We start from the raw sequence: 20665 nt of genomic DNA, 5'->3' as shown, positions 1-20665 counted from the left end.
CATGCCGCGTCGCAGCAAGCTGGCCGTCGCCGCGTCCGTGCTCGCCCTGACCGCGGCCCTGGCGGGCTGCGGCAAGACGGTGCCGGGCACCGCGCTGCCCGCGGGCGGCACCACCGGTACCGGCGGCGCGCCCCGCATCAACACCAACTTCGACAAGCTGCTGCGCGAATGCCAGGTGGTCGCGGTCGACGACATCGGCAAGGCGGTCGGCGACAACATGTATGTGGAGCCGTCGTTCAACGGCGCGGTCTGCATGTGGAATCTGACCGGCGGCGCCGCGGGCAGCGGCATGGTCACGCTCAGCTGGTACGAGCTCGGTTCGCTGGCCAACGAGAAGGCCAACAACGACCGCCTGAAGTATGTGACCAACGACATAACCGTGCAGGGCCGGCGCTCGCTGGAGACGCACCGCCCGAACGATCCGGACTCGTGCGGTGTGAGCGCCCCGGCCGCGGATACCGGCATCGTCGGCTGGTGGGTCAACTACCGCAACGGATCTCGGCACGCGGACCCCTGTGAAGCGGCTCGCAAGCTGGTGGAGTTGACGTTGAACCTGGCTCGATAAGGGCTCTACCAGCCCCGGCGGGGGGACCCTCTTTTGCCCCCCATCGAGCCCGCGGGTATCGTGGACCGCTGTGCCCGGAAGCATTCGGGCAAGTTGATGCGCAGTACGTAGGCCAGCGAGAGCGGCTGACCTTTTCAGCGTGCCTTGAAAAGGGCTCCGAGCTGCGTACGACACGCCCGACCCCGTGGCGGCGAAATGCCGTGGGAACTGGGCGGAAAGCTCGAATGACAAAGACATGAAGTTCCAGACACCTGGTTACTAATAAGGAAAGCCGGTCTATGCCAACCATCAACCAGCTGGTCCGCAAGGGTCGCCGCGACAAGGTCGCCAAGACCAAGACTGCGGCCCTCAAGGGGAGCCCGCAGCGTCGTGGCGTGTGCACCCGCGTGTACACCACGACCCCGAAGAAGCCGAACTCCGCGCTCCGTAAGGTCGCGCGTGTTCGCCTGACCAGCGCGGTCGAGGTCACGGCCTACATCCCCGGTGAGGGCCACAACCTCCAGGAGCACTCGATGGTGCTCGTGCGCGGCGGTCGTGTGAAGGACCTCCCGGGTGTGCGCTACAAGATCATCCGCGGCTCGCTCGACACCCAGGGTGTCAAGAACCGCAAGCAGGCCCGCAGCCGCTACGGCGCCAAGAAGGAGAAGAGCTAATGCCGCGTAAGGGTCCCGCTCCCAAGCGTCCCCTGATCAACGACCCGGTCTACGGCTCGCCCCTGGTGACGCAGCTGGTCAACAAGATCCTGCTGGACGGCAAGAAGTCCACCGCCGAGCGCATCGTCTACGGCGCCCTCGAGCAGGCTCGCGAGAAGACCGGCACCGATCCGGTCGTGACCCTCAAGCGCGCGCTGGACAACGTCAAGCCCGCCCTCGAGGTCAAGCCCCGTCGTGTCGGTGGCGCCACCTACCAGGTGCCGGTCGAGGTCCGTCCGGGCCGCGCCAACACCCTGGCGCTGCGCTGGCTGGTCAACTACTCCCGCGCCCGTCGCGAGAAGACCATGGTCGAGCGTCTGGCCAACGAGCTGCTGGACGCCAGCAACGGCCTGGGCGCTTCGGTGAAGCGTCGTGAGGACACCCACAAGATGGCCGAGTCGAACCGGGCCTTCGCGCACTACCGCTGGTGACCTGTGGCCCGGCCCTCCGTTCGGAAGTGCCGGGAGACGAGTCACATGTCGGGCGCGACAGCCGAGCTGTTCGCAAGCGAGGCACTTACGCGTCGCGCCCGACGTTGACACCGAGGGCTCAGGGAAAAACTCCCTGGCTCATCCCGTTGAATCCCAACTAGCTACGAGCGGGGAAGATTTCCGTGGCACAGGAAGTGCTCACCGACCTGAACAAGGTCCGCAACATCGGCATCATGGCCCACATCGATGCGGGCAAGACCACCACCACCGAACGCATCCTGTTCTACACCGGTATCACCTACAAGATCGGTGAAGTTCACGATGGCGCCGCCACCATGGACTGGATGGCGCAGGAGCAGGAACGCGGCATCACGATCACGTCCGCCGCGACGACCTGTTACTGGAACGACAACCAGATCAACATCATCGACACCCCCGGCCACGTCGACTTCACCGTCGAGGTGGAGCGTTCGCTGCGCGTGCTCGATGGCGCCGTCGCGGTGTTCGACGGCAAGGAAGGCGTCGAGCCGCAGTCCGAGCAGGTGTGGCGTCAGGCCGACAAGTACGACGTGCCGCGTATCTGCTTCGTCAACAAGATGGACAAGCTGGGCGCTGACTTCTACTTCACCGTTCAGACCATCAAGGACCGCCTGGGCGCGAAGCCGCTGGTCATCCAGCTGCCGATCGGCGCCGAGGACACCTTCGAGGGCATCGTCGACCTGGTCGAGATGAACGCCAAGGTCTGGAAGGGCGAGACCAAGCTCGGCGAGCAGTACGAGGTCGTCGAGATCCCGGCCGATCTCGCGGAGAAGGCCGAGCAGTACCGCCAGGAGCTGCTCGAGACCGTCGCCGAGTCCGATGAGGCCCTGCTGGAGAAGTTCTTCGGCGGCGAGGAGCTCTCGGTCGAGGAGATCAAGGGCGCCATCCGCAAGATGACCGTCAACTCCGAGCTCTACCCGGTGCTGTGCGGTTCCGCGTTCAAGAACAAGGGCGTTCAGCCCATGCTCGACGCGGTCGTCGACTACCTGCCGTCGCCCCTGAACGTCGAGTCCGTGACGGGTCACGTGCCCGGCAAGGAGGACGAGGTGCTGACCCGGAAGCCGTCCTCGGACGAGCCTTTCGCGGCGCTGGCGTTCAAGATCGCGACCCACCCGTTCTTCGGCAAGCTGACCTACGTCCGTGTGTACTCCGGCAAGGTCGACTCCGGCGCCCAGGTCATCAACGCGACCAAGGGCAAGAAGGAGCGTCTGGGCAAGCTGTTCCAGATGCACTCCAACAAGGAGAACCCGGTTCCCGAGGCCGTGGCCGGCCACATCTACGCGGTCATCGGTCTGAAGGACACCACCACGGGTGACACCCTGTGCGATCCGCAGAACCAGATCGTGCTGGAGTCCATGACCTTCCCGGACCCGGTCATCGAGGTGGCCATCGAGCCGAAGACCAAGGCCGACCAGGAGAAGCTGGGCACCGCGATCCAGAAGTTCGCGGAGGAGGACCCCACCTTCAACGTGAAGCTGGACCAGGAGACCGGCCAGACCGTCATCGGCGGTATGGGTGAGCTCCAGCTCGACATCTACGTCGACCGCATGAAGCGCGAGTTCAAGGTCGAGGCCAACATCGGTAAGCCGCAGGTGGCCTACCGTGAGACCCTGACCAAGACGGTGGACAAGTACGAGTACACCCACAAGAAGCAGACCGGTGGTTCGGGTCAGTTCGCCCGTGTCATCATCGCGCTCGCTCCGCTGGTCGACGCCGAGGACGGCGCCACTTACGAGTTCGAGAACAAGGTCACCGGTGGCCGCGTTCCTCGTGAGTACATCCCCTCGGTCGACGCCGGTATCCAGGACGCCATGCAGTACGGCGTGCTCGCCGGCTTCCCGCTGGTGAACGTGAAGGCTTCGCTGCTCGACGGCGCCTACCACGAGGTCGACTCCTCGGAAATGGCGTTCAAGATCGCCGGCGCGATGGCCCTCAAGGAAGCGGCCCGCAAGGCCGGTCCGGTGATCCTCGAGCCGCTGATGGCGGTCGAGGTCACCACGCCCGAGGACTACATGGGCGAAGTGATCGGCGACCTGAACTCCCGCCGTGGCCAGATCCAGGCCATGGAGGAACGCAGTGGTGCCCGTGTCGTCAAGGCGCTGGTTCCGCTCTCGGAGATGTTCGGCTACATCGGTGACCTGCGGTCGAAGACCCAGGGCCGGGCGAACTTCTCGATGGTGTTCAATTCGTACGCGGAGGTTCCGGCCAACGTGTCGAAGGAGATCATCGCCAAGGCGACCGGCGAGTAATTCGCTGTCGGGGCGGATTCTCGAGAGTCCGCCCCGCGTGGTCGTCGAACGACCCCCTGTAATACAAACCGCACTGCTGCAAAAAAGCACGCACTAACTAGTCCAGGAGGACCACAGTGGCGAAGGCGAAGTTCGAGCGGACGAAGCCCCACGTCAACATCGGCACCATCGGTCACGTCGACCACGGCAAGACCACGCTGACTGCCGCGATCACCAAGGTGCTGGCTGACACCTACCCGGACGTGAACGCCGCGTTCGCGTTCGACCAGATCGACAAGGCGCCGGAGGAGAAGGCTCGTGGTATCACGATCAACATCTCCCACGTCGAGTACCAGACCGAGAAGCGCCACTACGCGCACGTCGACGCCCCCGGTCACGCGGACTACATCAAGAACATGATCACCGGTGCCGCCCAGATGGACGGCGCGATCCTGGTCGTGGCCGCCACCGACGGCCCGATGCCGCAGACCCGTGAGCACGTGCTGCTCGCCCGCCAGGTCGGCGTGCCCTACATCCTGGTCGCGCTGAACAAGTCCGACATGGTCGACGACGAGGAAATCCTCGAGCTCGTCGAGATGGAGGTCCGCGAGCTGCTGGCTTCGCAGGAGTTCGACGAGGATGCCCCCGTCGTGCGCGTCTCCGGCCTGAAGGCGCTCGAGGGCGACCCGAAGTGGACCGCGTCCGTGCTGGAGCTCATGAACGCCGTCGACGAGTCGATCCCGGACCCGGTCCGTGAGACCGACAAGCCGTTCCTGATGCCGATCGAGGACGTCTTCACGATCACCGGTCGTGGCACCGTCGTCACCGGTCGTATCGAGCGCGGTGTGATCAACGTGAACGAGGAAGTCGAGATCGTCGGCATCCGCGAGAAGTCGCAGAAGACCACCATCACCGGTGTCGAGATGTTCCGCAAGCTGCTGGACCAGGGCCAGGCGGGCGACAACGTCGGTCTGCTGGTTCGTGGTCTGAAGCGTGACGACGTCGAGCGTGGTCAGGTCGTCGTGAAGCCGGGCACCACCACCCCGCACACCGAGTTCGAGGGCCAGGCGTACATCCTGTCGAAGGACGAGGGCGGCCGCCACACCCCGTTCTTCAACAACTACCGCCCGCAGTTCTACTTCCGTACCACGGACGTGACCGGCGTCGTGACCCTCCCCGAGGGCACCGAGATGGTCATGCCCGGCGACAACACCGAGATGAGCGTCAAGCTGATCCAGCCGGTCGCCATGGACGAGGGCCTGCGTTTCGCGATCCGTGAGGGTGGCCGCACCGTCGGTGCCGGTCGCGTCACCAAGATCATCAAGTGATTCGCTGAATCATCTGGTGATTCCTTGAATCGCTGACAGACGGCGTCGCTCCGAAAGGGGCGGCGCCGTCTGCCTTTTCGGCGTCGCGCTAGTTGCCGCATGCGAAAGGGCCGCTTCCCTCGGGGAGCGGCCCTTTCGTGTGTCCGGGGGTGATCAGGAAGCGGTGAGCCGGTCCTCGCAGGTCGCGCCGAGCAGGCGGCCGGATTCGAAAGCCGCTGCGGCGGAAGGCAATTGGGCCGTTCGCCCGGAGGCCAGGATGCGGACGGCGCCCACGCCCGCGGCGGGCCGTCCGAGCGCGTCCATGCGGCGCAGGGTCTGCCCGGCCACGGCCTCGGCGCTGTCGAAGACGCGCACCCCGGTGGGTAGCGCGGCGAGGATGTCGTCCAGGACGAGCGGGTAGTGGGTGCAGCCGAGCACGATGCCCTCGGTGTCGGCGGGGGTGCGGGCGGCGGCGTCGGCGATGGCCTCGGCGATGACCGGGAGGTCGCCGCGGTCGATGGCGTCGGCGAGCCCGTGGCAGGCGACCCCGGTGACCTCGGCGTCCCCGCCGAACTGCGCGATCAGTCCGGCCTGGTAGGCGCTGCCGGTGGTGGCGGCGGTCGCCCAGACGGCGACCTTCGCGCAGGCGGCCGCGGCGGGTTTGATGGCGGGCACGGTGCCGATCACCGGCACTTCGGGCCCGACCATGGCGCGGACGTGTTCGAGCGCGGTGACGCTGGCCGTATTGCAGGGCAGCACAATGACTTCCGCGCCCTCGTTCAGGGCGAGGCGCGCGGTGTCCAGCACCCGGTCGATGACCCACTGCTCGGACTTGGGGCCCCAGGGCGCGCCGTCGGGGTCGTTGAGCAGCAGCAGGTCGAGATCGGGCCGCAGCTTCCGCAACCAGGCGGCCGTGGGCAGCAGCCCCAGTCCGGAGTCGATGAGCGCGACGATCACACCATGCACGGTAGTGAAGGCACCGGCCTGATCGCGAACCGCGGGTCGGAATGTCGTGGTTGTCCGGGGGTGGCCGAGTGGTTCCCGGCGCCGGTTCAGCCCGCGGTAGCCACCGGTTGCAGGTTCGCGGCGAGTTCGCCGCGGGCCTTCATGACCTTGCCCGCCATGCTCGCGCCGACCACGGCGACCAGCGTGCCCGCGCGGCGGTAGTGGGCCAGGAACTTGCGGCCCTTGTCCTCCACGATCTCGATCTCGTCGGCCAGTGCCGGGATGCCGAGCACCTGGATCTTCATGTCGTACTGGTCGCTCCACACGTACGGCACCTGGATCTCGGCCGGGGTCTCGCCCAGCAGCGCGGCGGCCAGCACCTGCGCCTGCTCGCCGGCATTGGTCCAGTGCTCGACGCGCTTGTTGCGGCCGATGGCGTGCGGCCAGGCGGCCACGTCGCCGAGCGCCCAGACGCCGGGGATCGAGGTGCGCCCGGTCTCGTCGGCGAGCACGCCGCCGCCGTCGGCGGGCGCGGCCAGCGGAATGCCGGAGCCGTCGAGCCACTCGGTGACAGGCACCGAGCCGATGCCGATGACCACCAGGTCGGCGTCGACGACGCTGCCGTCGGCGAGCCGGACCCCGCTCACCGAGTCGCCGTCGGTGACAAGCGTTTCCACCCCGACGCCACAGCGCAGCTCGACGCCCTCGGCCTCGTGCAGCCGGGCCACCAGCGCGCCGACCTGCTCGCCGAGCGCGGCGTAGAGGGGAGTGGGCTGCGGTTCGACGATGGTGACGTCGAGCTCGCGCGCCCGGAAGCCGGCCGCGAGTTCACAGCCGATGAAGCCGGCGCCCACGATGACGGCCTTGCGGGCCGAGCCCAGGTGTTCGCGCATCGCCGCGGCGTCGTCGTGCGAGCGCAGCACGTGCACGCCGGAGACCTCGGGCAGTCCGGGGATGCGGCGCGGCCGCAGCCCGGTGGCGATGACCAGGGCGTCGTAGGCGGCTTCGGTGCCGTCCGAGAGCCGGACCCGGCGCGCGTCGGTGTCGACGCCGGTGGCGGTGACGCCCAGACGCAGCCGGATGTCCTGTTCGGCGTAGAACTCGGCGGGCCGCAGCGCGGTGTCGTCGGTCTCGCCGCGAATGTACTGCTTGGACAGCGGCGGCCGGTCGTACGGGGCGCGGTTCTCGTCGCTCAGCAGGGTCAGTTCACCGGTGTAACCGGCACGTCGGAGCTCCTCTGCGGTGCGCAATCCCGCGAGTCCACCACCGACAATTAGAACCTGTTCTACCGAGTGCGACATGTGCCCACCTTAGCGGTTCCCGAAGGCCCCCACCGACGTGTCGGCCGTCACACCCGAGATGCGGCCCAATCGTATCCGGGGATTTATTGATCGGGCGGTCAATCAGGATTACAACGGGATCAGAACATATTTCCTGGCCTTTCAAAGGAGGCATTCCATGTTCACCGTGAGTCGCGCGGAGCACGCCTTGACGTTCGTGCTCGGCGTAGTAGCCGCGCTGTCCCCGATCTGGGTGGCGCACAGCGACCGCGCACTGTGGACCCTCGTCGTGCTCGGTGTGCTGATCGCACTCGCGGGCCTGGCGCAGTTGCGCGAGATGGGTACCGCGATGACGGGCCGAGCGCTCGGCGTCCTCGGTGTCCTGATGTTCATCTCCCCGTGGGTGATGAACTTCCACTCCTACAGCAACGCCTCCTGGGTCGCATGGATCGTGGGCGCGTTGACGGTCGTGGTCGCGTTGGCCGAGATGCCGGAGGTTGCGGGCCGATTCGGCACCGCGGCGCACCACTGACCGGGTCGCGGCGCGCCGGCCTCGTTCTCCTGTGAAGGGCGGGAGACCCCACGAGGCCGGCGCGCCCCTCCCGTGTTCCAACCGCGAGATATGCTTGTTCCCTACGTCCGCCCGAACGGTGGCGGCCGCCTCCGCTTCGAAGCGTGAGGAGGAAGTCGAGCAGTGCCTGCACCACGGAAGCGTCGCAGCAAGAAGGTCGACGGGGACGCTCGCCAGCTCATCCTCGATGCCGCGGAGAAGCTGTTCGCGGCCAATGGTTTCGACGCCACGGCCACCGCGGCCATCGCCGAGGCCGCCGCGGTGCCCAAGGGCCTCGTCTTCTACTATTTCCCGACCAAGGACGCGATTCTGTCGGCCCTGATGGCCGAGCGCGTCCCGCCGGAGCCGATCGACGACATCTATTCGGTGGTGGTGCCGGGTGATCCGGCCAAGAGTCTGGTCAATATGGATGCCGCGCTGAATCTGCGCGATCATCATTCCTCGGTGCTGCGCGTCATCATGTGGCGCGAGGCCGATACCCATCCGGATGTGCGCAAGCAGTTGCGCCGCATGCGGGATCAGCTGCTGGACGCGACCGCGCGGGTGCTGGCGGCGAGTGCGCCGGGCCCGGTGCAGCCGGGGACCCTGCGGGCCTGCGCGGCGGCGTGGGTGTCGGCGATGCTGGCCATCGCGAGCACGGATCGGTTGCACGCGCTGGACGGGCTGCCGTTGCCGACGGCCGACGAGATCCTGAATGTGGCGAATGTGGTGGCCGCGGGCATGACCCAGATGGGTTGAGTTCGCCGCGGCATCATGTTTGCTGGCGTGTCGCTATTTCTTCTCCAACCTTCGCATACCACACTCTTTGTGGGGCAAACATGCCATTCTCACTGCGAAGTTCGTGGAGGAACTGGTGAAAGCCAAGCTGTTGCTGCGTATTTTCGGATTGTTCTCGGCAGGTCTGGCTCTCGCGGCGATGGCGCCCGCGGCACACGCGGATCCGATCTATCCCGCGCCGGACCCGGATCCGTTCTACGCGCAACCGGCCGATATCGCCGACCACGCGCCGGGCGACGTGCTGGCGACGCGGCCCATGCCGCCGCTGCTGGTGTTCCCCGAGACCACGGTCACCATGGTGAAATTCCGGTCCACCAGTTCCGAGGGTGGCCCGATCGCCGCGGTCACCACGGTGCTCACGCCGCGCGAGCATCAGCCGGGCGGGCCGCTGTTGTCCTATCAGCACATCATCAACGGCCTCGGCGCGCAGTGCGCGGTGTCGCGGGTGCTGTACACCACCGATCCGAATCTGTATGTGAAGGAAGCCGTCGCCCTGAACGTGGCGCTGCGGCGGGGCTGGTCGGTGGCGCTGCCGGACCACCTGGGCCCGAATTTCGCCTACGGCGCGGCCAAATTGGGCGGGCAGATCACCCTGGACGGGATTCGCGCGGCCAAGCGGACGCCGGAACTGGGCTTGGGCGAGAGCCGGGTCGCGATGGCCGGATACTCCGGCGGCGGCATGGCGACCGCGTGGGCGGCGGCGCTGGCCCCGCGCTACGCGCCGGAACTGGATATCGCGGGTGCGGCCACCGGCGGCGTGCCGATGAACCTGGAGAAGATGGTGCGCCAGCTGGGCTTCCAGTCGCATCCGGCGTTCGGGCTGGCCATGGCGGCCGCCATCGGCCTGGAGCGGGAGTATCCGGACCGGCTGCCGATCAGCACCCAGATGAACGCCGCGGGCCTGTCCGCCCGCAATGCCATGGCCAATGGCTGCACCAACGAGATCATGGCCATCGGCGCGGGCCACAACGCGCGCGAGTTCGCGGCCAGCACCTCGATGATCGACGATCCGACGGTGTTGTCGGTGCTGCAGGAGAACAGCCTGGAGCTGTACGACGGTGTGCCGAATACGCCGATCTTCGAATGGCATTCGCCGACCGATCCGCTGATCCCGGTGGACGCCATCGTGAACACCGACCGCCGCTACTGCGCGGCGGGGGTGGCGGTCGACGTCAATCTGAACTCGTCGCCGGAGCACCTGTCCGCGGCGGTGCTGGGCCTGCCCGCGGCGCTGGACTGGGTGGACGCCCGGTTGCGCGGCGAACCGGCTCCGACCACCTGCTGAGCCGGAGCGCCGCCGGTCGGCGCATGCGTCAATGCCCCAATACCGTTGGTCGTGAGCCGGTTTCGTGGTGACCGGGCATACGGCCGGACCGTAGCCCGACTCGCACCCGCTGCCACCGCCCGGTAAGAATGGCGGCCATGGATGCCGATTTCACCACCGGCCCGGGGGATTCGCGTTCCGCGCGTCAGCCGGGTTACCGCCTCACCCACCCGGACGCGCCGGGTACCTCGCCGAACCCGGTGCTGACCGGCATCGATACCGGCGGGCACGCCGGGTTTTCCCACAACGGACACGACGGTCTGAGCCGCAACGGTCACGACAGTCTGTCCCGCAACGGGCACGACGGGCTGAGTCGGAACGGCCACGACCAGCAGGTGCAGTGGTCGTCGGCGCCCGTAACCCTGCGCGGCACACCGGAATCGGAGGCCCTGTCGCGCCGGATCGCGCCCGATCTACCACAGCGCTCCGCCGACCAGCCGCAGCGCAATTTCGACCTGACCCAGCGGGCGCCGGAGTTGCCGCAGCGCGCTCCGGAACTGCCGCAGCGCACCCCCGAACTGCCGCAGCGCACCTCGGACCCGGAGGCCGTGGCCGCCCGGCTGGCCGCGGACGAGCCGTTCTCGGCCCGCATCACCACCGACAGTGAGCCGTTCGCGGTCCCGGTCAACGGTGAGCCGTTCGGAACGCGTCCCGCCACCAACGGTTCGCCGTTCGCCCGCTCGATCGATGACAGCGGTCCGCTGACTCGTCCCGCCGACAGCGGGCAGTTCACCCGTTCCGCCCCGGAGAGTGAGCCTTTCGCGGCGCCGTCCGCCATGGACAGCGACACGCTGGGTCTGCGTCCCGCCCCCGAGGTTCAGTCCTTCGCCCTGCCGGCCGAACCGCGAGACAGCGCCTTCGGCGCGAGCCCCGCCGTCGAATTCGAGGCTCCGGTGTCGCGCCGCTACGCGCCGGACCCTGAGCCTGTCCGATACGAGATCCCGGAGCGGCTGGAAACCCCTGAGCGCCTGGAAATCCCGGAGCGACTGGAGGCTCCGGCCCGCCTCGAGAGCCTGGAGGCCCCGGCCGGCCTGGCGAGCATGGAGGCGGTCGCCGCGTCCCTGCGGGAGAGCGTGCACGAGGCGCCCCGCGAGTCCACCCGCCCGGCGGGCGCCCCCTCGCGTCGTCGCGCCGCACCGGAACCCGTTGTCGAGCACCAGGTTTCGAGCGTGCCCGAGCCCATCGCCGCGCTGTCCGAGCCTGTCGCCGCGCTGTCCGAGCCTGTGGCCGCGTTGCCCGAGCCTGTGGCCGCGTTGCCCGAGCCGATGCACGCACTGGCGGAGCCGACGCCCATCGCGACCGAGTCGACGGTGATCGCGACGGAGTCGACGGTCATCGCGCCCGTGTCGGCGGCCGCCACACCGGAGTCGAAGGCCGCCGCCGAGTTCCGCACCAGCGACGCCGCCATCGATCTGCACCACATCATGCGCCTGCTGGTCGCCAGCCACGATCTGGACGTGGCCGCCACCGCCGTCGAATCCGGCGAGGCGGATATCGCGCAGCTGGCCGACGCCGCGCACCGGACCCGTTCGGCGGCCGTGGAATTGGTCGCCGCCTGGTACGGAGGGGCGGACCACATGCGAAATTTTGGCGAGGTCCTCTTACGAGCCGCGGCGGAAACACGGTAAAGCTCGAGGACGTCCCCGGCGGGTTACCCGGACCGTTATGGGACCAGGCGTCACTTTAGGATTCGTTCGAGAGGGCCTCGGATCACTGACTCGGGAGGCGCGATGAGTGGTACCGATGCGGCGTCGAATGGATTGACCGCCGACGCGGTGCGAGCGGATTTGGCGGCGCTCGCCGATCCGGCCGCCGCGGTGCATCTGCAGCGCTTTTTCAAGACCGGGCCGGGCGAGTACGGCGAAGGGGATGTATTCATCGGCGTCCGGGTTCCGCAGACCCGGAAGGCGGTGAAACGGTTTGCCGGAATGCCGCTTTCGGAGATCGACGCTCTGCTGGACAGTCCGGTGCACGAGCATCGGCTGGCGGCGCTGGTGATTCTGAATGGCGAGATGGCGAAGGCGTCGCGCAAGCGCGGGGGTGATGCGGCGCGGCAGCGCGAGATTGTCGAGTTGTATCTGGCGGCGGTGCGCCGGGGCCGGGTGAACAACTGGGATCTGGTGGACGCCTCGGCGGAGTTCATTCTGGGTCCGTGGTTGCTGGAGCGCCCGCGCGATCTGCTCGAGAAATTCGCGGCGGGGGATTCGCTGTGGGAGCGGCGGGTGGCGTTGCTGACCACGTTCGCGTTCATCAAACAGGGCGATACCGCCACGACGCTGGAATTGTGTGAGCGCCTGCTGGACGACCGCCGTGATCTGATCCAGAAGGCGGTGGGCTGGATGCTGCGCGAGATCGGCAAGCGGGTGGATCCGGAGATTCTCACCGGGTTTCTGGACGCGCACGCGGCGGCGATGGGCCGCACGGCGTTGAGTTACGCGACCGAGCACCTCACCCCGGAGCAGCGGGCGCACTACCGCGCCCAGCGGTGACCGCCGCGGCGTAGCCCACGCTGCCGGGTTGCTGTGACGCATTGCTCGATGGATTCGCACCGATTGTTCACCTTGAGTTAAGTTTACATTCATTTATCGAGACCACTCTGTGATCAGTCGATGACGACCGATACCAGCTCGAAACGAGTTGGAGCCCCACACGCGGAGACCGCCGCACTTCGGCGAGAGCGTGAACGAACGGTGATAGCTGGGAAATCTCCCGAATCCCGTTCCGCCACCTTGCACATCACAATCCATGCAGTGCGTCGGCAGGCCCCCAAGGGGGACCCGCCGTGGTCAGCGCTGCGCCAGTGAGAATCGCCATGCATAAACTCTTCGCTCAGCCCGTCAAAACCGTCACCGGCCTGGCCGCCATCGCGCTCGCCGCGTCGGCCGTGATCACCGCCGGCGCCGCCTCCGCGGACGTCGTCAACGGTGTGCCGCCCGAGTTCCAGGCCACCGCCCAGCAGGTGCAGCAGCAGGCCGTCGGCCTGAACGCGTCGCTCCCGGCGGCGCAGCAGGACCAGGTCCGCGCGGCCGTGCAGGGCCTGCCCGCGCCCCTGAACCAGGTACTGCCCCCCGCCTTCACCAACGACCTCGACGGCTGGATCCGCAATGCCCTGTACGTGCTGAACCAGCACGGCATCCCGGGCAGCTACGACGGCATCTTCCGCAATATCCAGCGGGAGTCCGGCGGTAACCCGCAGGCCATCAACCTCTACGACTCGAACGCCGCCGCGGGCATCCCCTCCAAGGGTCTGCTCCAGGTGATCGATCCGACCTTCCAGGCGTACCACGTCGACGGCACCTCGTGGGACATCTACGATCCGGTCGCCAACATCACGGCCGCCTGCAATTACGCGGCGCACCGCTACGGCTCGATCGACAACGTCTTCTCGGCGTACTGAGCCCTGCGAACACAGCCCTTCGGGCGCAATGGAAATCGGCCGCCGCGTGAATCACGCGGCGGCCGACTCGTTTCGGCGGTTCGGGGGCGAGCCCTCGAGGGTTCCGAGAGTTGGTTGTCTCAGAACTGGATCTTCAGGCGGTCCGTCACCGGCCGGGCCTGGCAGCCCAGGATGTAGCCGTTGGCGATGTCCTCGGGGTCGAGGATCTCCGCGTTCTCCATCTCCACCTCGCCCTCCAGGACGGTGCAGGCGCAGGAACCGCATTCGCCCTCGAGGCAGGAGTAGGGCACGTCCAGGCCCTTGGAGAGCATGATGTCGACCAGGGTCTGGCTGCGCGGCCAGGTCATCTCGTGGGTCTCGCCGTCGAGTTCGACCTCGACGCTGGCGGCGTCGGCGGCCTCCTCGGCGCTGATCTCGACCGGGGCGACCTCGGCGAACGGGTCGCCGGAGAGCGAGTTGAAGACCTCGGCGTGGGTGCGGTTGCGCGGCACGCCGAGCTGGCCGAGGGCGTCGTGGACCCGGTCCATGAACGGCTTGGGGCCGCACATGAACGCCTCGTAGGCGGTGTAGGGCGAGACCAGGGCGGCGAAGGCGTCGGCGGTCGGCAGGCCCTGGAGGGCTTCGAGCCAATGGATGACGACGACCCGCTGCGGGTTCTTGTCGGCGAGCTCGCGCAGTTCGTTGGCGAAGATGACCGACTCGTGGTCGCGGTTGGCGTAGACCACCACGATGCGGCCGTTGCCGCGGGAGAGCGCAGACTTGAGGATGGACATCACCGGGGTGATGCCGCTGCCGGCCGCGAACAGCAGCAGGTCCTCGTCGAGGTTCTTGGGGGTGAAGACGCCGGACGGCGGCAGCACCTCGATGGAGTCGCCGGCTTTCACGTTGTCGCACACCCAGTTCGACGCGTAGCCGTCGACGGTGCGCTTGATGGTCACCTTCGGCTTGTCGTCGGTGTGCGGCGAGCTGGCCAGCGAGTAGCAGCGGGCCACGGACCCGGTCAGGTCGCTGGGGATGCGCAGGGTCAGGAACTGGCCCGGCGTGTAGGCGAAGCGCTCGCTGAGTTCCTCGGGCACGTCGAAGACCAGCGAGCAGGAGTCGGCCGTCTCGTTGATGACCGCGGAGACCCGCAGCACGGCCGATCGCGAGCTGTGCGGTACGTCGACGGTGGTCATAGTGTCCTCTCGAACCCGGCAGTGATGGTCAGCCGGAGCAGTCTACCCAAACTAGAACGTGTTCTAGTTTGACTATACGTGGCTGTCGCGCTGCCGGACAAGCTGAGCTTCCAGACCGGCGATCAGCACGTCCATCGAGAAGTCGTAGGAGAACTTGCCGCGCAGATCCGCCAAGTGTTTGGTGGCGCGTTCCACCGCCTCGGGCAGCACCCGGTCCAGCAGCGACGAGCGGTCGCGCGGGTTCACCTTGGAACGACCGAACAGATAGGTGTGGATGGTGGCGTAGGCGGAGAGCACATTGCGCTCGTCGAAACCGGCGTCGAAGAGGATTTCCATCACGGCCGCGATCAGGTCGAGCTGTTTGCCGAGCATCTGCTCGATCAGGACGTCGCCGAGACCCGGGTGCTTGCGCAATTTCTCGTCGATCTGGTCGATGAGATCCCGCAAACGCATTTGCCACGTGCCGAATTCGGGTGGCGGCTTGCGGACGCCGGTCAGCGCCGCGGTCGCCACCAAGTCGAGTAGCTCCCGCTTGTCGGCGACGTAGTAATAGGGGGCCATCGGCGAAACTCCGAGTTCGCGGGAGAGTCGTCGCATGGACAGCTTCTCCACGCCGTCCTGCCGGACCACCCGCAGGGCGGCCTCGACGATCTCGGATTCCGAGAGGGTGTTACCGCCCCCGCCTGTCTGCATGCGCCCGACTCCCATACCGCCTCGACCACCACGGGCACGGATACCCGTCCCCTACCTGTTCAACTGCCGATTTTCCTCTCGGCAGTGTAGAGCGCCCACGACCGCACCCGTCGAGCTACCACCAGATGCGCGAGACACCGAATACGCCTCCTCCCTTGCGGAATGTCGCCCCAGTGTTCGCGGCCGCCCCGATTCTGGACTGCGGCTCGATAGACCTCCGCCTTGGAGCGGGGGAGCGAAGCGGAGGAGCGGAGGAGGGAAGAATCGGGACCAGGGGGCCGCGAACCCGCCCGTAGCGAAGCGGAGGGCAGATAACACCGCGTGGCAATCATCATTGCCAGTGGTGTGCTGACTTAGCATTCGGGAATGCGCCATGATCGCCTTCCCGATGGTTTCGGGGTGCGAATCGATCCCAAGGTGCGCACTTATTCCGGTGGACGGCTACTGGTCGGCGGCACGCCGACAAGGTTGCTACGGCTCGCTCCGGAAGCTGCGGCCTTGATCGGTGACGGGTACCTCGAGGTGACCGACCCGGCGTCGGCGCGGGTTGCCAGACGTCTTCTCGATTCCGGTGTCGCGAATCCGCGCCCGCGGCTGCTGCCGTCGCTGGAGGACGTCACCGTGATCGTGCCGGTGCACAACAACACTCCCGAGCTGTCGCGGCTGTTGTCGGCGCTGCGCGGACACACGGTGATCGTGGTGGACGACGGTTCGGATCAGCCGGTGCGGATTCCGGAGGCGCGCAGCCGATGCCGGATCACCGTGCTGCGCCGCGATCGCCGGCACGGCGCGGCCGCGGCACGCAATTTCGGATTACGGTCCGCGTCAACCGAATTCGTGGCCTTCCTGGATCCGGAGGTGGTGCCGCGGACCGGCTGGCTGGAGGTCATGCTGGGCCACTTCAGCGATCCCAAGGTGGCGCTGGTGGCCCCGCGCATCCTGGCCATGGATCCCGATTCCACGGTGCTGGCCCGCTACGAGCACACCCGCGGTTCGGTGCATCGCGGCCGCCGCGAGTCGGCGGTGCAGGCGCACGGCCCGGTGCCGTACGTGCCGAGTTCGGCGGTGCTGGTGCGCCGGCTGGCCGTGCTGGGCGAGGGCGGTTTCGACGAGTCCATGGGCGCGGGCGGCGATGTCGACCTGTGCTGGCGGCTGGACCGCGCGGGCTGGCGGCTGCGCTACGAGCCCGCGGCCCGGGTGGCGCACAGCAATCCGGTGTCGCTGCGAAAGTGGTTCGCCCACAAGGTCACCCATGGGACGGGTGTGGCGCCACTGGCGCACCGGCACAAGGGGATGGCCGCGCCGCTGTCGCTACCGATCTGGACGGCGGTGTCGGCGGGCCTGCTGAGCACCGCGTCGGGCTGGGGCATCTTCGGCGGGGTGCTGACCCTGGGCGCGACCCTGGTTCGATTACGCCGGGTGTTCGCCGGGCTCGACAATCCGACCCGGGTGGCCGCCATCTATATGACGCGCGGTTTCGGCGGTGCGGTGTGGCGGCTGGCGTCGGCCATGTGCCGGCACTATTGGCCGGTGACCCTGCTGGGCATGTTGTGCTCGCGCCGGATCCGGCACATCGCGATCACCCTGGCCATGGCGGAGGGCTTGGCGGACTGGTTCACCCATCGGGAGCCCGGCAGCCTGGATCCGATCCGCTACGTGTTCTGCCGGCGGCTGGACGATGTGGCCTACGGGACGGGCGTGTGGTGGGGCGCGGCCCGCACCCGCAGCGCGGCGGCGCTGAAACCGACGCTCCCGTCCAGTTGATCAGCGGTAGTAGATCTCCAATGTGGTGATGCGCCCGTCAGGGCCGAGACCGAAGACGTCGATCGCGTAGGTGCGGTTGCCGGGCTTGCCGAGCGGGCTGGTCGCCTCGAGCTGTGCGACTTCGACTGCCGGGCCCGGGATTACCCGCGTGATCTCGGTCCGCGCCCGGCCCGCGAACACGACATCCCGATAGAATCCGGCGATTTCGTCGTGACCGGTGAAAACGCCTCGCGGATTGCGCAGTTCGGCCCCGGGCGCGAAGAGCGCCAGCAGCGCGGGCTCGTCGGCGGCGTTGACCGCCCGCACGTAGTCCTCCGAGATGCTCATCTACTCCTCCTCCCCGCGCGGACGCAGCCGCACCGGCATGTGCCGGACGCCGGTGTGCTTGTTGCTGCGCGTGAATTCGACGGTCCCGGTGAGTTCGGCGATCTCGACCCGGTCGAGCAGTGCGTCGAACACCACCCGCATCTCCATCCGGGCCAGGTTGGATCCGAGGCAGAAGTGCCCGCCGCGTCCGAAGGCGAGGTGCGGGTTGGGTCGCCGGGTGATGTCGAAGGTGTGCGGGTCGGTGAATACGGCCTCGTCCCGGTTCGCGGAGGTCCACCACAGGGTGACCTTGTCCCCGGCCTTGATGCGCTGACCGCCGAGTTCGGTGTCGCGGGTGGCGGTGCGCCGGTTGTAGGAGGTGGAGGAGGCCCACCGCAGCATTTCGTCGACGGCCCCGTCCAGTTGGGACCGGTCCTCGCGCAGGCTGCGCCAGACCTCGGGCCGTTCGATGAGCGCCAGCATCCCGACAGCGATGGAGTTGCGGGTGGTTTCGCTGCCCGCCGCGATGAGCAGGCTGAACAGCATGGCCTTCTCCATATCGGTGAGCGGCTGCCCGTCGATGGTGGCGTGCGCGGCCAGGGAGAGCAGGTCGTCGGCGGGTGCGGCGGTCTTGGCGGCGAGCAGTTCCCGCCCGTAGGCCCGGGTTTCGGCGACGGCCCGCTGGGTGCGCGCGGTGGCCTCGCCGAGGTCGCGATCGTCGTAGTCCAGGGCGACGTTGGCCCAGCCGAAGAGCCGGTGCCGGTCCTCCTGCGGCGCTCCGAGCAGTTGGGCGACGGCCTGCAGCGGCAGTTCGGCGGCGAGGTCGAGCAGAAAGTCGCACTCGCCCTTGGCCAGTGCCGCGTCGACCAGGTCGGCGGCGCGTCGCCGTAGGTCGTCCTCGATGAGTTTCAGGGTGCGCGGCGCGACGCTGGGCATGAGCAGTTTCCGCACGCCCGCGTGCCGGGGGTCGTCCATCATGTTGAGCAGCACGCCGACGGCCCAGTCCACGGGCAAATCCTCGATGAGGGTGCCGCCGCCGCGCCGTTCCCCGCCGCTCTCGGAGGAATAGGTGACCGAATCCCCGGCTACGGCAACGATGTCGGCGTACCGGCTGACCACCCAGAACCCTTCCCCGTCGGGGGTGTGCGGGGTGGGCGGATGCCACCGGACCGGCGCGTCGGCTCGCAGCCGGTCGAAGACCGCGTGCGGGAAGCCGTGCGCGAAGCGGTCGAGATCGGTCAGGTCGATGTCCTCCACCCCACCCACCCTCGCACAGTGCCCGAGCCGGGGCGGTACATTCGGTGAACCGTGTTAACCGAAAACCTGGCCGCCGCAAGGATTTCGGGGCGGGGTGCGCGGTCGTGATCCGGTCAGCGGCGCCACCGCAACCTCGGCAAGTCCCTCGCGACGCGCGGATCGCGCGGAGTGACTGAACACGGCGTGTTTAACAAGATGCTGCGTAGCTCACATTTCCTTAGGGCACGGTTGCTGTGTGACCTGTCGGACAAACGTCCTGCTTCCGCCTTGGGCTCTCAGGTCCGCCGGTACCCTTTGGGTGCGGAAAGAAAGGCAAATGGTCAGCAATCTTGCGGGTGGGGGAAACCCTAACCACGGCGCCGAACCGGGCAGTCAACTCGGTGCGCTCGAAACATATGCCGCCCAGGCTCACGGATATCTCAGCCTGGGTGGAGAACAGCTGGGGCAACTGCCCGGCCTGTTACGTCCCATGGTCCTGGAATCGTGGCTGCGCAGCGTGCGCGGCGGCGTGGACCCGATGGACGATGGGGACGGTCGCGGCCTGCGCGGCGCGGACCTCGAGCGCTATCGCGACGCGCATCCGATCGCCGCGGTGATGCCGCTGGTGGACAAGCTGTTGCTGCGGGACGCGACCAGTACCGGTTTGATCGTGGTGGTGGCAGACCAGTTCGGCCGCGTGCTCTCGGTGCACGGCAATGCCGACCGGGTGCAGCCGGCCGCCGAGGCGGGATTGCGCGAGGGCAATGACCTGAGCGAGCGCCGGGTCGGCACCAATGCGGTGGGCCTGGTGGTGCGCACCGGCCGCGCGGCCTGGATCCACGGCCCCGAGCATTTCCTGCACCGCATGCACCAGATCACGGGAGCGGCTGCGCCGGTGCACGATCCGGACGGCCGCCTGGTCGGCGTGCTGATGATCGCCGGCGGTGTGCGGGTGGCGCGCCCGGAGATCCTGGCCCTGGTGAAGGCGGCGGCCACGGCCGCGGAGATGGATCTGCTGCTGGCCGCCGTGCGTTCGGGTCAGGATCGGCGTTCGCACGCCGACGCGCCCGCGCCGGAGCGCCTGGGCCTGGAGGTGCTCGGACTCGGGCAGCCGCAGCTCACCGTGGCGGGGGAGCGGGTCCCATTGTCGCAGCGGCACGCCGAGATCCTGTTGCTGCTCGCCGAACATTCCGAGGGGTTGTCGGCCGATCACCTGGCCCTGCTGCTCGATGACGCCGATCTGGACAACGCCACGATTCGCGCCGCCATGTCGCGGCTGCGCTCGGTGGTCGGTTCGAACGTCTTCGGCTCGCGCCCGTACCGGTTGCGCGTGCCGATCGCCACGGATGTGGAGGCGCTGCGCGCCGCCCTGGATTCCGGGGATGTGGACGCCGCCGTGCGGCTGTACGCGGGCCCGGTGTTGCCGCGTTCGACCGCTCCGGGAGTTATAGACATTCGCGATGAATTGCGGGTGCGCTTGAGAACGGCTGTATTACGTTCCGGCGACGCTTCGGTCTTGAGTCGGTGGACCGCGGGCGCCGAAGGACGCGACGACGCGGCGGCGTGGGCGGCCTATCGGGCCACCGTGGACCGTGAGTCTCCGCTGTATGCGCAGATCGAGGCCAAGATCCGGGTGCTGGATCGGCGCTTGGGCGCCGATGCAACGCAGTTGCAACGTTTCGACTCCTAATCTCCACATCCGAAAGTGCGGTCGGTCACACCGCCGCCTTGTTATGTGGTCTGACCCACATTCATCGCGATCTTCGCGCCGGATCGGCTGCCAACTAGACGCTCGTCCAACTTTTTTTCAGGAAAAAGTTCCTTTTTATTGTGTAAACGCCTAGTGTCCACATGCATGAACGGCATCCCTGTGATGCAGGTGACAGTTGGAGGAGATCGGCAGTAGGACAGTCCGGATGCGGTGACCCGGAGGCA

At 67.7% G+C, this 20665-nt stretch carries 19 protein-coding genes; 13 read left to right on the top strand and 6 right to left on the bottom strand.

Going from position 1 to position 20665, the window contains the following annotated elements:
- Nucleotide 1: 1 nt before the first annotated feature.
- The 5 genes from ABZ412_RS17080 (at nt 2) to tuf (ending at nt 5283) form a co-directional block, all read left to right on the top strand.
- Nucleotides 2–565 carry a DUF3558 domain-containing protein gene (locus ABZ412_RS17080; protein ID WP_357281732.1) on the top strand — a complete coding sequence of 188 codons (564 nt, stop codon included), beginning with the start codon at nt 2–4 and terminating at the stop codon, nt 563–565.
- Between the two features lie 278 nt (nt 566–843).
- Entirely contained in the window at nt 844–1218 is a 375-nt protein-coding gene (rpsL, locus tag ABZ412_RS17075) for a 30S ribosomal protein S12 (RefSeq protein ID WP_014353064.1), read from the top strand.
- Nucleotides 1218–1688 carry a 30S ribosomal protein S7 gene (gene rpsG / locus ABZ412_RS17070; protein WP_040813378.1) on the top strand — a complete coding sequence of 157 codons (471 nt, stop codon included), beginning with the start codon at nt 1218–1220 and terminating at the stop codon, nt 1686–1688. Before rpsL ends, rpsG begins: the two co-directional genes overlap by 1 nt.
- A gap of 182 nt (nt 1689–1870) precedes the next feature.
- Nucleotides 1871–3976: an elongation factor G gene (gene fusA, locus ABZ412_RS17065; protein WP_357281731.1), complete on the top strand. Its 2106-nt coding sequence runs from the start codon at nt 1871–1873 to the stop codon at nt 3974–3976.
- Between the two features lie 116 nt (nt 3977–4092).
- Nucleotides 4093–5283, top strand: a complete 1191-nt coding sequence (gene tuf, locus ABZ412_RS17060) for an elongation factor Tu (RefSeq protein ID WP_328602995.1) — start codon at nt 4093–4095, stop codon at nt 5281–5283.
- A gap of 153 nt (nt 5284–5436) precedes the next feature.
- On the opposite strand, the gene ABZ412_RS17055 is transcribed toward tuf, so the two are convergent.
- Both ABZ412_RS17055 and ABZ412_RS17050 read right to left on the bottom strand, forming a co-directional pair.
- Nucleotides 5437–6219, bottom strand: a complete 783-nt coding sequence (locus ABZ412_RS17055) for an aspartate/glutamate racemase family protein (protein WP_357281729.1) — start codon at nt 6217–6219, stop codon at nt 5437–5439.
- A 95-nt stretch (nt 6220–6314) separates the two neighbouring features.
- Nucleotides 6315–7508: an FAD-dependent oxidoreductase gene (locus ABZ412_RS17050; protein WP_357281728.1), complete on the bottom strand. Its 1194-nt coding sequence runs from the start codon at nt 7506–7508 to the stop codon at nt 6315–6317.
- Between the two features lie 157 nt (nt 7509–7665).
- Here ABZ412_RS17050 and ABZ412_RS17045 point away from each other — a divergent pair, with 157 nt between their 5' ends.
- The 6 genes from ABZ412_RS17045 (at nt 7666) to ABZ412_RS17020 (ending at nt 13556) form a co-directional block, all read left to right on the top strand.
- Nucleotides 7666–8019 carry an SPW repeat protein gene (locus ABZ412_RS17045; protein ID WP_357281727.1) on the top strand — a complete coding sequence of 118 codons (354 nt, stop codon included), beginning with the start codon at nt 7666–7668 and terminating at the stop codon, nt 8017–8019.
- Between the two features lie 162 nt (nt 8020–8181).
- Nucleotides 8182–8796, top strand: a complete 615-nt coding sequence (locus tag ABZ412_RS17040; protein WP_357281725.1) for a TetR/AcrR family transcriptional regulator — start codon at nt 8182–8184, stop codon at nt 8794–8796.
- A gap of 178 nt (nt 8797–8974) precedes the next feature.
- On the top strand, nt 8975–10120 hold the full coding sequence (locus ABZ412_RS17035) for a lipase family protein (RefSeq protein ID WP_357282030.1): 1146 nt from the start codon (nt 8975–8977) through the stop codon (nt 10118–10120).
- Nucleotides 10121–10257: 137 nt separating this feature from the next.
- Nucleotides 10258–11787 (top strand): hypothetical protein, encoded by a 1530-nt coding sequence (locus tag ABZ412_RS17030; RefSeq protein ID WP_357281723.1) that lies wholly within the window; start codon nt 10258–10260, stop codon nt 11785–11787.
- A gap of 102 nt (nt 11788–11889) precedes the next feature.
- Nucleotides 11890–12648: a DNA alkylation repair protein gene (locus ABZ412_RS17025; RefSeq protein ID WP_357281722.1), complete on the top strand. Its 759-nt coding sequence runs from the start codon at nt 11890–11892 to the stop codon at nt 12646–12648.
- Nucleotides 12649–12971: 323 nt separating this feature from the next.
- On the top strand, nt 12972–13556 hold the full coding sequence (locus ABZ412_RS17020; RefSeq protein WP_357281720.1) for a transglycosylase SLT domain-containing protein: 585 nt from the start codon (nt 12972–12974) through the stop codon (nt 13554–13556).
- 119 nt (nt 13557–13675) lie between these two features.
- Here the strand turns inward: ABZ412_RS17020 and ABZ412_RS17015 are convergent, their stop codons facing one another.
- Both ABZ412_RS17015 and mftR2 read right to left on the bottom strand, forming a co-directional pair.
- The gene (locus ABZ412_RS17015; protein ID WP_357281718.1) at nt 13676–14731 is read right to left on the bottom strand and encodes a ferredoxin--NADP reductase; all 1056 of its coding nucleotides are present in this window, start codon (nt 14729–14731) and stop codon (nt 13676–13678) included.
- Between the two features lie 72 nt (nt 14732–14803).
- The gene (gene mftR2, locus ABZ412_RS17010) at nt 14804–15424 is read right to left on the bottom strand and encodes a mycofactocin system transcriptional regulator MftR2 (RefSeq protein WP_357281716.1); all 621 of its coding nucleotides are present in this window, start codon (nt 15422–15424) and stop codon (nt 14804–14806) included.
- A 366-nt stretch (nt 15425–15790) separates the two neighbouring features.
- Here mftR2 and mftF point away from each other — a divergent pair, with 366 nt between their 5' ends.
- On the top strand, nt 15791–17188 hold the full coding sequence (gene mftF / locus ABZ412_RS17005) for a mycofactocin biosynthesis glycosyltransferase MftF (protein ID WP_357281715.1): 1398 nt from the start codon (nt 15791–15793) through the stop codon (nt 17186–17188).
- Here the strand turns inward: mftF and ABZ412_RS17000 are convergent, their stop codons facing one another.
- Nucleotides 17189–17515, bottom strand: a complete 327-nt coding sequence (locus ABZ412_RS17000) for a nuclear transport factor 2 family protein (RefSeq protein ID WP_357281714.1) — start codon at nt 17513–17515, stop codon at nt 17189–17191. It lies immediately after the preceding gene.
- Nucleotides 17516–18760, bottom strand: a complete 1245-nt coding sequence (locus tag ABZ412_RS16995) for a cytochrome P450 (protein WP_357281713.1) — start codon at nt 18758–18760, stop codon at nt 17516–17518.
- A 307-nt stretch (nt 18761–19067) separates the two neighbouring features.
- Between ABZ412_RS16995 and ABZ412_RS16990 the strand changes: the two genes are divergently transcribed.
- A complete protein-coding gene (locus ABZ412_RS16990; protein ID WP_357281711.1) occupies nt 19068–20420 on the top strand; it encodes a GAF domain-containing protein in 1353 nt (450 codons plus the stop codon).
- Nucleotides 20421–20665 lie beyond the last annotated feature (245 nt).

The organism is Nocardia sp. NPDC005746, assembly GCF_040630785.1.
Taxonomy (GTDB): domain Bacteria; phylum Actinomycetota; class Actinomycetes; order Mycobacteriales; family Mycobacteriaceae; genus Nocardia.
This window is presented reverse-complemented; position numbering and strand designations above follow the sequence as displayed.

Coding starts and splice junctions, on each gene's coding strand:
- ABZ412_RS17020 (WP_357281720.1), top strand. CDS start 12,972: ATGCATAAACTCTTCGCTCAGCCCGTCAAAACCGTCACCGGCCTGGCC.
- ABZ412_RS17025 (WP_357281722.1), top strand. CDS start 11,890: ATGAGTGGTACCGATGCGGCGTCGAATGGATTGACCGCCGACGCGGTG.
- ABZ412_RS17015 (WP_357281718.1), bottom strand. CDS start 14,731: ATGACCACCGTCGACGTACCGCACAGCTCGCGATCGGCCGTGCTGCGG.
- ABZ412_RS17000 (WP_357281714.1), bottom strand. CDS start 17,515: ATGAGCATCTCGGAGGACTACGTGCGGGCGGTCAACGCCGCCGACGAG.
- rpsL (WP_014353064.1), top strand. CDS start 844: ATGCCAACCATCAACCAGCTGGTCCGCAAGGGTCGCCGCGACAAGGTC.
- ABZ412_RS17035 (WP_357282030.1), top strand. CDS start 8,975: ATGGCGCCCGCGGCACACGCGGATCCGATCTATCCCGCGCCGGACCCG.
- ABZ412_RS16990 (WP_357281711.1), top strand. CDS start 19,068: ATGGTCAGCAATCTTGCGGGTGGGGGAAACCCTAACCACGGCGCCGAA.
- ABZ412_RS17050 (WP_357281728.1), bottom strand. CDS start 7,508: ATGTCGCACTCGGTAGAACAGGTTCTAATTGTCGGTGGTGGACTCGCG.
- ABZ412_RS17030 (WP_357281723.1), top strand. CDS start 10,258: ATGGATGCCGATTTCACCACCGGCCCGGGGGATTCGCGTTCCGCGCGT.
- ABZ412_RS17045 (WP_357281727.1), top strand. CDS start 7,666: ATGTTCACCGTGAGTCGCGCGGAGCACGCCTTGACGTTCGTGCTCGGC.
- mftR2 (WP_357281716.1), bottom strand. CDS start 15,424: ATGCAGACAGGCGGGGGCGGTAACACCCTCTCGGAATCCGAGATCGTC.
- rpsG (WP_040813378.1), top strand. CDS start 1,218: ATGCCGCGTAAGGGTCCCGCTCCCAAGCGTCCCCTGATCAACGACCCG.
- ABZ412_RS17080 (WP_357281732.1), top strand. CDS start 2: ATGCCGCGTCGCAGCAAGCTGGCCGTCGCCGCGTCCGTGCTCGCCCTG.
- mftF (WP_357281715.1), top strand. CDS start 15,791: ATGCGCCATGATCGCCTTCCCGATGGTTTCGGGGTGCGAATCGATCCC.